Source organism: Oxobacter pfennigii, from assembly GCF_001317355.1.
Lineage (GTDB): Bacteria > Bacillota > Clostridia > Clostridiales > Oxobacteraceae > Oxobacter > Oxobacter pfennigii.
Genome location: NZ_LKET01000035.1, coordinates 124,107 through 136,206 on the forward strand (window position 1 = coordinate 124,107; position 12,100 = coordinate 136,206).

At 40.1% G+C, this 12,100-nt stretch carries 11 protein-coding genes; 9 read left to right on the top strand and 2 right to left on the bottom strand.

Annotated elements, in window-relative coordinates; all coding sequences use genetic code 11:
• The first annotated feature begins 19 nt into the window (after positions 1-19).
• On the top strand, positions 20-1,312 hold the full coding sequence (locus OXPF_RS13290; protein WP_054875712.1) for a homoserine dehydrogenase: 1,293 nt from the start codon (positions 20-22) through the stop codon (positions 1,310-1,312).
• 71 nt (positions 1,313-1,383) lie between these two features.
• Entirely contained in the window at positions 1,384-2,664 is a 1,281-nt protein-coding gene (locus OXPF_RS13295) for a glycosyl hydrolase family 18 protein (protein WP_054875713.1), read from the top strand.
• Between the two features lie 221 nt (positions 2,665-2,885).
• On the opposite strand, the gene OXPF_RS13300 is transcribed toward OXPF_RS13295, so the two are convergent.
• Complete coding sequence (locus OXPF_RS13300) at positions 2,886-4,136, bottom strand: CCA tRNA nucleotidyltransferase (protein WP_054875714.1); 1,251 nt, start codon at positions 4,134-4,136, stop codon at positions 2,886-2,888.
• A gap of 816 nt (positions 4,137-4,952) precedes the next feature.
• On the opposite strand from OXPF_RS13300, the gene rsxC reads away from it, so the two are divergent.
• The 7 genes from rsxC (at position 4,953) to OXPF_RS13335 (ending at position 11,436) form a co-directional block, all read left to right on the top strand.
• Positions 4,953-6,272, top strand: coding sequence for an electron transport complex subunit RsxC (gene rsxC / locus OXPF_RS13305; RefSeq protein WP_054875715.1), 1,320 nt, complete (start codon positions 4,953-4,955; stop codon positions 6,270-6,272).
• A 13-nt stretch (positions 6,273-6,285) separates the two neighbouring features.
• A complete protein-coding gene (locus OXPF_RS13310) occupies positions 6,286-7,218 on the top strand; it encodes an RnfABCDGE type electron transport complex subunit D (protein ID WP_054875716.1) in 933 nt (310 codons plus the stop codon).
• A complete protein-coding gene (locus OXPF_RS13315) occupies positions 7,219-7,788 on the top strand; it encodes an RnfABCDGE type electron transport complex subunit G (protein WP_054875717.1) in 570 nt (189 codons plus the stop codon). It begins immediately after the preceding gene.
• A gap of 2 nt (positions 7,789-7,790) precedes the next feature.
• Complete coding sequence (gene rsxE / locus OXPF_RS13320) at positions 7,791-8,477, top strand: electron transport complex subunit RsxE (protein ID WP_054875718.1); 687 nt, start codon at positions 7,791-7,793, stop codon at positions 8,475-8,477.
• Between the two features lie 15 nt (positions 8,478-8,492).
• Positions 8,493-9,071: an electron transport complex subunit RsxA gene (gene rsxA, locus OXPF_RS13325; protein WP_054875719.1), complete on the top strand. Its 579-nt coding sequence runs from the start codon at positions 8,493-8,495 to the stop codon at positions 9,069-9,071.
• Between the two features lie 12 nt (positions 9,072-9,083).
• The gene (rnfB, locus tag OXPF_RS13330) at positions 9,084-9,902 is read left to right on the top strand and encodes an RnfABCDGE type electron transport complex subunit B (protein ID WP_054875720.1); all 819 of its coding nucleotides are present in this window, start codon (positions 9,084-9,086) and stop codon (positions 9,900-9,902) included.
• Between the two features lie 172 nt (positions 9,903-10,074).
• The gene (locus OXPF_RS13335; protein WP_054875721.1) at positions 10,075-11,436 is read left to right on the top strand and encodes a patatin-like phospholipase family protein; all 1,362 of its coding nucleotides are present in this window, start codon (positions 10,075-10,077) and stop codon (positions 11,434-11,436) included.
• Positions 11,437-11,563: 127 nt separating this feature from the next.
• On the opposite strand, the gene OXPF_RS13340 is transcribed toward OXPF_RS13335, so the two are convergent.
• Positions 11,564-11,800 (bottom strand): hypothetical protein, encoded by a 237-nt coding sequence (locus OXPF_RS13340; RefSeq protein WP_160317219.1) that lies wholly within the window; start codon positions 11,798-11,800, stop codon positions 11,564-11,566.
• Positions 11,801-12,100: the final 300 nt, after the last annotated feature.

Below are 12,100 nucleotides of genomic sequence, written 5' to 3' on the forward strand. Positions count from 1 at the left end.
GTTGTGAGGTGATAGACTAATGAATAATGTTAAAATTGCAATCTTAGGGTTAGGCAATATAGGTCAAGGGGTATGGAAGATTCTCAACACCAATAGCGAAGAAATACTAAAACGTTCGGGGTATAAAATAGAGGTGGCAAAGATTCTCGTCCGGGACAAAAATAAGGCAAGAGCTGTAGACGTACCGGAAGGCCTTATAACCACAAACCCCGATGACATATTCAATGATGACAGCATAAGAATAGTTGTGGAGCTTATGGGTGGAGTGCATCCTGCCAAGGATTATATGATAAAAGCCATAAGAAACAAAAAACACGTTGTAACAGCTAATAAATTAGCCATTGCTACGGAAGGCGAGGAAATATTCAAGGCTGCCGATGAAGAAGGCGTAATGCTTTACTATGAAGCCAGCGTAGCAGGGGGAATACCTGTAATACACGGTATAAATGAGAGCCTTACGGCAAACAAAATCCAGCAGGTAATGGGCATCATAAACGGAACGACAAATTATATACTTACAAAAATGGCACACGAAGGTATGGATTTTGATTCGGCTCTTTATGAAGCTCAGCAAAAGGGCTATGCCGAAGCTGACCCTACATCGGATGTGGACGGATATGATGCAGTTTACAAGCTTGCCATACTTGCCAACTTGGCCTTCGGAACAAGGGTTGATGTAAACTCAATCTACAGAGAAGGCATCAGAAATATAAAACAGGTGGATATACAATATGCCAAGGAGTTTGGATACACCATAAAGCTTTTAGCAATAGTAAAAGAAATAGACGGAGCTTTAGAATTAAGGGTGCATCCTACCATGATTCCTTCAAGGCATCCCCTTGCAAATGTGAATGATTCCTTTAATGCCATATTCATAAAAGGAAATGCGGTAGGAGATCTTATGCTATATGGCAGAGGTGCGGGAGACCTGCCTACGGGAAGCGCTGTTGTAGGAGATATCATTTCCATATTGAGAAACAACATCGACCTTTCAAGCAGCAATGCAAGCCGCAACAATCACTGGTCCATGGATGTAAACAATATAGAGTATGCTCAGTCAGAATACTATATAAGGATTACTGTCAGGGATGTGCCGGGTGTACTGGGGAGGATATCCACCATATTCGGAGATAACAATGTCAGCCTTTCAACAGTTATCCAAAAAGGTAACAGCAAGGACTTTGTGCCCCTGGTTTTCATAACCCACAAAACTTCCGAAGGAGACATGAGAAAAGCCATAAAAGCCATTGAAGGTCTGCAAAGCGTATTGAGAATTGAAAATATAATCAGAGTGGAAAATTCCGCAATTTAAGTATGGTCGCCTTTCAATAATATGATGCATATACTAAAAACATAGCATTGTATTTTGAAAGGTGTGTTTTTTTGGTTATACATGTTGTAAAACCGGGGGAGAACATATACTCAATAGCCAGAAGCTATGGCGTTCTTCCGTCAAAGATTATTGCTGACAATGAGCTTTCAAACCCCGATCAGCTGGTGGTGGGGCAGACCATAGTAATATTGGAAGGTGAACGTACTCACAGAGTGGCTCCAGGACAGTCAATATATTCCATAGCAAGGATGTATGGTGTCACAAGCGAAGATATACTTGCCGCCAATCCCAGCATTACAAGTCCGGAAAGCATAGATGCGGGACAGATAATAAATATTCCGCAAAGAACTAAAAAATTAGGTACATTAGAGGTAAACGGATATGCACTTCCCAATATAGATATGGAGGTACTTAATAAAACTCTTCCCAATCTTACCTATCTAAGCATATTCAGCTACGAGGTAAACCCTGACGGAAGCTTGAGAACCGTAAATGATGAGCCCCTTATTCAGGCTGCAAGGGACGCAGGGGTAGCCCCCATAATGGTTATAACAAACATAGAGCAGGGCGGGGGCTTTAATAGCGATGTTGCCAGGGCAATATTCAACAGCGAGCAGGTACAGGAAACTCTGCTTCAAAATGTAATAAACACTTTAAGGACAAAGAACTATCACGGCTTGGACATCGACTTTGAATATATATATCCGGAAGACAGGGAAAAGTATAATAATTTTTTAAGAAAAGCAGTGGAGAGGCTGAGGCCATTAGGTTACACTATAACTTCAGCACTGGCTCCCAAAAATGCGGCAGATCAGCCGGGCCTTTTGTACGAAGCCCATGATTATCCCGTTCACGGGGAGCTTTTAGACCATGTAATACTCATGACATATGAATGGGGCCATACCTATGGACCTCCCATGGCGGTGGCACCTCTTGACCAGGTAAGACGGGTATTGGATTATGCAGTAACGGCAATTCCCAGCCAAAAGATATTGATGGGAATACCAAATTACGGATATGACTGGAAGCTTCCTTATGCGGAAGGCACCGCTGCATCGGCTATTTCCAATCCTGAAGCGGTTAACAGGGCCAGGGAAGCAGGGGCTGCCATACAGTTTGATCAGAAGGCCATGACTCCTTTCTTCAATTACCGCGGTGCCGACGGAAGCAATCATGTAGTGTGGTTTGAGGATGCCCGAAGCATTGAGGCAAAATTAAGATTGGCAAACGAGTTTAAGACCGGCGGCGTAAGCTACTGGACAATAAATAGGTTCTTTCCGCAAAACTGGCTGGTCTTAAATTCCCTCTTTGATGTTAGAAAAGTAATATAATTTAAAATGGGGCTGCTGGGTTTCAAACAACGTAATGAGCATTGTGAGAGTTCTTTAAAAGTTCTTGGTGACGCTGCCGCAGAAAATACCTAGAATTTTAGATTGTTTGAGCGATAGCGAGTTATCAAAATTCTTGTATTTTCAAGGCAGGGAGCCTTAGAACTTGCAGAACTCGAACATGGCGAATGCAGTGTTTGAAACCCAGCAGCCCCAGTCCATTTTTATATAAATTTATCCTTCAGTATATTCTTAAGTATCTCTTTATCGTTAAGCTTTGGTTCATCAAGTACAATATCCAAAAGGGTATTTAATAACTTGCCTATTTTTTTCCCTTCAACTACTCCCAGAGCCTTTATGTCATTGCCATCTATATCTAAGTCCTTCAATGTCAATGGTTCTTTTTCTTTTATAATACCGCTGCATTTATCCTTGAGGTTTTCTATATATAGAAGTTCCTCTGAATTATCATCCGCTGCCTTAGCATTTGCAGTTAATAAATCAAAAAGCATGTCTAGGTTTTGAATTCCGGCTTTTGTCATAAATTTTTTAACGGCTTTCATGCTAAGAGAAGGAAGAGCCATGGCACAGTCTAAAATATTGGATACTGAAACTGCGGTATCATTGTCAAAACGGAGGTATTTTAAGGCATTGGCCGGCTTTTTATTTGCATGTCTTACGGGATATAGAATTATCGCCAGCCGGGTTATTAAATCCGCCGGCGAATAGCCAAGTGCTTTCAGAGATTTTAAAAACAAAGGGCTTTCCGCCACATAAATCAATTCGGGTATTATATAAAAAAGAAGGCCGTATTCTATAAAAATTTTTACTCCTTTTTCAGGCACCGTACTTAACAATATCTTGATAAACTCTTCTCTTATGCGTTCCTTGCTTATATGTATGATTAAATCATTATGCCTTTTTATGGAAGCAGAAGTTGCGGGTGATATTTCAAACTCCAGCTGGCAGGAAAAGCGTACAGCTCTTAAAGCCCTTAAATAATCCTCAAAAAGCCTGTGTTCCGGATCCCCAACGCAGTTTATTACTTTTTTGCTCAAGTCTCTTTGACCGCCATGAGGGTCTATAAGGCCTTTTGAAGGATTATAAGCCATAGCATTTATGGTAAAATCCCTTCTTGACAAGTCCTCTTCAATGGAGGAGGTAAATGAAATGCTGTCCGGCCGTCTGAAGTCGCTGTAGGCACCGTCTATTCTGTATGTGGTCACTTCAAAGTGTTTTTTGTTCAATAATAAAGTGACGGTGCCATGCTTTGCTCCCGTAGGTATAACCTTACAGAAGGATTTAAATATATCAGTTACCATCTGGGGCAGGGCATTGGTGCATATGTCCCAATCCTTTGGCTCTTTTAACAGAAGGATGTCCCTCACACAGCCTCCAACAATATATGCCTCAAAGCTTTGGTCATTAAGCTTCTTTATAATAAAATTTACTTCGGCGGGTAATTTCAGTTTCATATACTGCACTCCTGGTGTATTGATATCTCTATTTTACCACTGTATAAAGGCTGGGCAGTATAAAAAAATATGTTAAAAATATCACTATGTTAAAAATAAAAGATATTTTTTTAACAATATAATAAAAAGCAGTAAATCCATTATAAAAATGATGAATTTTTACTAAATATTTTCTTGAAAAACTAGTAAAATAGATTATATTTTAAAGTATAAAATTACAGCTTCAGAAACTACATTTCAATACATATCTGCGATAAAATGCGAGTTTCAACGACTGAGGTTCATTAAAACTGCCAATATTCAGTTTTTTGTGGACTATGGATGCTTAGTAATGTTAAATAATTAACTTGTTAAATCGACTTGTTAATTTTTTTTCAAAACAATCTGTTATATAATAAAACAATAATAATTAAAACTGTTTTATATAAAAGCAGCTGTGATTTTTAAAAATAGAAACTCTCATATACAAGGGTTTGACATATATGCGTGCAATGAATAAACGGTACCTGTTTCTCAAATTATGATTTTACGGTAAATGCTGTTTGATACAAAAATATGGCTGTAATACTATAATAAATAAAATTTGGAGACGCTATGGTTAAGGCTGTGTCAAAGTTGCATTAAAGTTTAAGATATGATATTTTATATTAGATAAATTGGTCTGTATCAAGGGATTAAAGCAAAAAAATAATATAATTTATCGGTCCTGGCAAAAGATAAAAAATTTGCTACACATCTATATATACTTATCCTATTTATGATCTTTACTAACAATTAAGTAAACAATATTAAAATATTAAGAACAGGAGGAATTGTATGAAAGCCTTTACTTTTAAGCGAGGAATACATCCGCCCCACGGAAAGCATTTTACTGAAAACAAACAAATAGAGTATTTGTTGCCCAAAGGGGATTTAGTTTTTCCTCTGTCACAGCATATCGGCGCACCATGTGAGCCGCTGGTCCAGAAAGGCGACAGAGTTCTGTTAGGTCAGAAGATTGGAGTAGAGAAGGGCTTCGTTTCATCTCCAATACACTCAAGCGTTTCCGGTACGGTTAAAAATATCGCACCAATGCTGACAGCCGGCGGAACAAAGGTTATGTCCATAGTTATAGAAAACGACGGACTGTATGAAAAACATGAAAGCCTCAAGCCGAGAGAAAGCTACCAGGGGATGTCAAAAGAGGAACTCACTAAGATTATCCAGGAAGCAGGGGTAGTGGGTATGGGGGGAGCAACATTCCCGACACATGTAAAGCTTGCACCGCCTCCTGACAGCAAAATTGACCGCATAATCGTAAACGGAGCTGAATGTGAACCCTTCATAACATCTGACTACAGGGTTATGCTGGAGGAATCAAAAAGGATTATCGAGGGTTTGAAGATTGTGCTTTACATGTTTCCAGAAGCAAAGGGCTATATAGGAATTGAAGATAACAAGCCCCAGGCCATAGAAGCAATGAGAAATGCGGCCAGGGATGAAAAAAATATAGAAATATCCGTACTGCAGACAAAATATCCTCAGGGCGGTGAAAAACAGCTTATATATGCCATCACAGGAAGAAAGGTTCCGACGGGAGGGTTGCCCTCGGCAGTAGGCTGTATCGTTCAGAATATAGAAACCATGGTTGCAATTGAGAGGGCGGTACTCAGAGGCCGGCCAGTAATGAGAAGGATAGTTACGGTTACGGGCGGAGCGATAAATGAGCCTAAGGTATTTAATGTTCGTATAGGTACATCTTTCAGAGAGCTTATAGAAGCAGCAGGCGGGTTCAAGGAAGACCCGGTGAAGATTATTGCCGGCGGCCCTATGATGGGTACTACCGTAAGCAATATAGATATACCCGTTGTCAAAGGCACCTCATCTATATTATGCCTTACAGCAAAAGAGGCGGCTATTCCTGATGAGAGCAATTGTATAAGATGCGGGAAATGCGTAGGGGCATGTCCTATGAATCTTATACCATCAACCATGAATGCACTGGCATTGAGAAATGACTTTGAGATGTTTGAAAAGTATCGTGGAATGGATTGTATTGAATGCGGCAGCTGTTCATTTGTATGTCCGGCAAAGCGCCACCTTGTTCAGTCTTTCCGTACTGCAAAAAGAACAATACTTGCAAACAGGAAAAAATAAGGGAGGGATTGGGATGTCAGATTCTATGTATGTTGTATCCTCATCGCCTCATATACGTTCCAACGATACAGTACAAAACGTAATGAGGGATGTCTTAATAGCATTGGCACCGGCAACTATTGCCTCAATATACTTTTTTAAACTGCAGGCAGCTTTGATAATAGTTGTGTCCATTATATCCGCAGTGGCAGCCGAAGCCCTGTGGCAGAAGGTAACAAAGCAAAAGATTACAGTCAGCGACTACAGTGCGGCAATAACAGGCCTGCTGATAGCTTTCAACCTGCCTCCGGCAGCACCCTTGTGGATCCCCGTGGTGGGCAGCTTTTTCGCCATAATAATAGTAAAGCAGTTTTTCGGAGGCTTAGGCCAGAACTTCATGAACCCGGCCCTTGCTGCAAGAGCATTTTTGGTTGCTTCCTGGCCGGTAATAATGACAACATGGACAGTGGATGGGGTAGCTTCCGCAACAGCCCTTGGAATATTAAAAGAGGGCGGTGCAGAACTGCCGGGCCTTTGGAATATTTTCATAGGCAATGTGGGAGGTACCATAGGTGAAACATCGGCTCTCGCACTTTTAATCGGAGGAGCTTATCTTGTATATAAAAAGGTAATAAGCATAAATATCCCGGCTTCATATATAGGCACAGTTTTTGTAATGTCCTGGATTTTCGGAAGAAACGGATTCTTTACAGGCGATCCCGTATATGAAATTTTCGCAGGCGGTCTGATGCTGGGCGCCATATTTATGGCAACGGATTATTCATCATCGCCCATGACGCCAACAGGCCAGATTATAATGGGCGTAGGCTGCGGCATAATAACTACTGTTATACGTGTATACGGCGGTTATCCCGAAGGCGTATCCTATTCAATACTTTTAATGAACCTTGCGGTGCCATTGATTGACCAGTACACAATCCCGAAAGCTTTTGGGGAGGTGAAGTAGGTGAAAGAGAATTTAAAACTCGGATTTATACTTCTTTTATTCGCAGCCATAGCCGGAATATGCTTGGGGGCTGCATATGAAGTCACAAAAGAGCCTATTGCACAGCAGGCTATTATAGAAAAGAACAATGCTATGAAGGAAATACTGCCAGATGCAGATGATTTCAAGGATTTAGCGGTGCAGATAAATGAAGACAGCATGATTAAGGAAGTAAGCGAAGCCTACAAAGGAAGCGGAATAATCGGATATACATTTACAGTTACACCCAAAGGTTTTGGCGGTCTTATAAATGTAATGGTGGGTATATCATCAGAAGGAAAAGTATCCGGAATTAAAGTAATGAGCCATTCGGAGACTCCGGGATTGGGTGCCAATGCGGCAAATCCCAAATTCTCCGACCAGTTTAAGGATAAACCAATAGACAAACCGCTTGAGGTTATGAAAACAGGAGCGGTAACAGAAAATCAGGTGGATGCAATCACAGGCGCTACCATAACATCAAAGGCAGTGACAGGCGGAGTAAATGAAGCTATTAACTTCTATAATACATCAGTGAAAGGAGGACAATAATAGTGAGTGTTTTAACTGAAAGAATAAAGAACGGTATATTAAATGAAAATCCCATATATGGTCAGGTACTTGCTATGTGTCCTACACTGGCAGTTTCCACAAGCATGGAAAATGCGGTGGGAATGGGTATAGCAGCAACCGCTGTACTGGTTGCTTCAAACATCGCTATATCTGCCATAAGAAAACTGGTTCCAAATAAAATACGTATTCCTATTTTCATTGTTATCATAGCCAGCTTCGTTACAATAACCCAGTTTTTGCTTCAGGGCTTTGTACCTACTTTGTATAAATCACTGGGTATATTCATACCATTAATCGTTGTTAACTGTGTTATATTGGGAAGAGCCGAAGCCTATGCTCAAAAAAGCGGGGTTATAGCATCCCTCTTTGACGGAATAGGAATGGGAGTAGGCTTTACACTGGCGTTGATGTCCCTTGCCATATTCCGTGAGGTATTAGGCGCCGGAACCTTCTTCGGAATGAGGATAATGCCCCTGTCTTATCAGCCGGCTATCATAATGATATTAGCCCCCGGTGCATTCTTCACCATGGGCATAATAATGGCAGGAATAAACCTTTACAGAATTAAGAAGGCAAAGCCCGGCGAACAGCCGAAATTATTGGAACCGGGATGTGCCAACTGTACTTTATATGACAGCTGTGCCGCAGCTTCAAAAAGTGCTGAATAGGAGGGGGGATTGAGAATGACAAAGCTGATTATTATATTATTAAGTTCAATATTGGTAAATAACTTCGTACTTTCAAAATTCCTTGGAATTTGTTCGTTCCTGGGAGTTTCCAAGAAAACAGATACAGCTTTCGGTATGGGTCTTGCCGTTACCTTCGTTATGACACTGGCTTCCATTGCAGCATACCTTGTGTACAATTTTATTTTGGAGCCTTTTAACATCGAGTATCTTTATACAATTGCTTTCATTCTTGTTATTGCGGCACTGGTACAGTTCGTCGAGATGGTAATACAAAAGACTAGTCCAAGTCTTTATAAAGCTCTTGGAATATACCTTCCCCTGATAACAACAAACTGTGCCGTATTAGCCGTTGTTGTTATCAATATGAATGAGAGTTATAATTTAATTGAGTCAATTGTGAGCGGTATAGGTGCTGCGTTGAGTTATTTCTTAGGCATTATGCTGCTTGCCGGAATCAGGCAGAGGATTGATAACAATGCAAGTATGCCCAAAGCTTTGCAGGGCTTCCCCATTTCACTTATCACCGCAGGGCTTATGGCAATGGCATTTTTAGGCTTTCAGGGCCTATTATAAGGAGGGGTATTTATGGATTTAATGAATATTGTATACCCTACCGTGAGTTTGGGCGGTATCGGTCTGGTTTTAGGTGCTGTCTTAGGATATGCATCAAAGAAGTTTGCTGTTGAAGTTGACCCGAAAGTACCGCTGGTAAGAGATGCTCTTCCCGGTGCCAACTGCGGAGGATGCGGCTATCCCGGCTGTGATGCTTTGGCAAAAGCCATCGTAGAAGGTGATGCCAAGCCTAATGCCTGTCCTGTAGGAGGTGCGGCCAGCGCTTTAAAAATAGGCGAGGTTTTGGGAGTGTCAGTGGAAGCAGGGGAACGGACTTCTGCTTACGTTAAATGCAGCGGCGTGTGCACAAACAGTAAGGATAAATATAAATATTACGGCGTACAGGATTGCAGAGATGCAGCCATGATTCCCGGCGGAGGACCGAAATCCTGCTCATATGGATGCCTGGGATTGGGAAGCTGTGTTAAGGTATGCGACTTTGGGGCTTTAAGCATAGTAGATGGTGTGGCAGTAGTAGATGAAGATAAATGCACAAGCTGCGGAAAATGTACAAATATTTGTCCAAAAGGATTAATCAGCATAGTGCCGACATCAAAAAGAGTGCGCGTTGCATGCAGTTCAAAGGACAGAGGCAAGGACGTTAAGGATTCATGTTCTGTAGGATGTATAGGGTGCAGCTTGTGCTTCAAGAACTGTCCTAATGATGCCATAAAGTTTGAAAACAACCTGGCGGTAATAGATTACAGCAAATGCAAAGAATGCCAGACTTGTGTTACAAAATGCCCGTCTAAAGTAATAAAGGGTATAAAAGGCGGCAATGTTTTGCAATAATTAAATAAAAATGTTAAAGGGGCTGTTTATATACAGCCTCTTATCTTTATATACAATATATTACAATTATTTTAATAATATTTTTTGCACTTAATTTGATATAATTATAATAAGATTATACGACCGGCCTATTTAATAATTGTACAAGTTATAACTATAAAGGAGCGTTATCATGAGCGGTTATGGGGTAGTTTTAGGCGGAGGCGGTGCCAAAGGTGCATATGAAATAGGGGTTTGGAAAGCTTTAAAAGGGCTTAATATACCCATCAAGGTAATAACCGGTACTTCGGTAGGTGCCCTGAACGGTGCTGCCATAGTTCAGGGTGATTATGATGCTGCATGGAATCTATGGACAAGTTTAAAAATGGAAAGTGTAATAAAAATAGAAAAAGCCATAGCTCAGGCAAATGATGCCAAGGATTCTTTAGGCCTTGCAAGCACCATAAGAAATTTTGTCAAATCGGGAGGCCTGGATGTTACTCCCTTAAAAACCATGCTGCAGGAGATACTGGATGAGGAAAGAATACGGAAATCCCCAATGGATTTAGGAATTGTAACCTTTTCATTGACGGATTTCAAACCGGTGCAGCTATTTAAAGCCGAGATTCCGGAAGGAAAACTAATCGATTATCTCATTGCCAGCGCCTGTTTTCCCGCATTTAAACCCCATGAAATAGATGATAAGAAGTTTATCGACGGCGGAGTGTATAACAACATTCCTTTGGATTTAATGAAGGATAAGGGAGTTAAGGACATCATAGTCGTTGACGTTGCAGGACCGGGGATTGTAAGAAAAGTGAATACGGATAAGCTTAATGTTATAAATATCAAAAACTCCGGAGATTTGGGGGGAGTTTTGGATTTTAACGGTGAACGCTCATTAATAAATATAGAAATGGGATATTTGGATACCCTGAAAAAATTCGGAAAGCTAAAAGGCAGCAAATACTATTTTCACTCCATGGCGGAGGCAGCAGTTTATAAAGAAAACTATGTTAAAACCATTAACATGGAGGATTTTAAAAAGGTATACAGCTTTTTGGGATTGGACTGGGGAGAGAAGTCTTCTGCCAGAAATGAGCTTATAATATATAAGATAATGAAAACCTTAAAGCAATACAGCGACGGGAATTTAAGCTGGGATACCATTTTGCCTGCCATGGCCGAAATAACGGCAGAACAGATAGGAATTGAACGGATAAAGACATATGATTTGGAAGAACTCATAAATGAAATACTGGAGGAATATGAGAAAATCAAAGCCGGGTCGGATTTCGATGATTATATAAAAAGTATAAAGAATCTCATATTAAGCAGAAATCAGGCGGAATTCAACAGAGAAGTCAAAAAGGTATTGATAGAAGGTAAATTTTTAATTTACTACAACCCGGACATGAACGAGAAGGACGAAAAGGTTAAAAACTTCAGAAGATTTATCGCCATGGCCTTTCCAAAGGTTTCTATCGCCAATATGTTTATTTCACTGCTTTTATCCAGGACAGGAAGCGACAGCATAAACAGGGCAAGCAGTTAAAGAACTTCATTATAATAAATAAAATCCCTGTGTAATTCAGGGATTTTAAATTTTTGTACAATGAATACCTAATAAAACATAAAATACCTCCTATTGCAGTTATTGTTCTGCAGTAGGAGGTATCGCTTTACTCATTCACAACTTCAATTATTCTTAAGATAAGCAATTTTGCTTCTTCATCTGATAATCCCAGGTTTTTAAGCGTAGTTAATACTTCAGTTTCAGCCTCAATCTCTTTTAACTTTTGTTCATTCATAATATCCGGCGTAACACCCGGCTCATATATTCTCTGATTAATCCCGGGAAAGAAATGCCCAGCATACTGGTCTGACCTCATCTGAAAATAAGGGCTATATATTGACATCGACTGCCGGTAGAAAACAGGACACTGAATATAAGAACCCGAACCAAGGTAAGGGTACATGTATTACCTCCGTTAATTTTAAATTACAATATATAATATGACGCGGAAAAAATATTGATAGGGTTCCCCGGATTTTATATAAATAAAAATCTCAATAAATATAATTTTTTTAGGTTATATAAAACCGTATGCACTCATAAAAATATATTGTCATTTATGCCTATAGCATAAATCATTTTTTTAAGGAGATGTTCCATATGAGTTTTTATTCCGGAAACCTAAAGGGAAACACCAATCTTT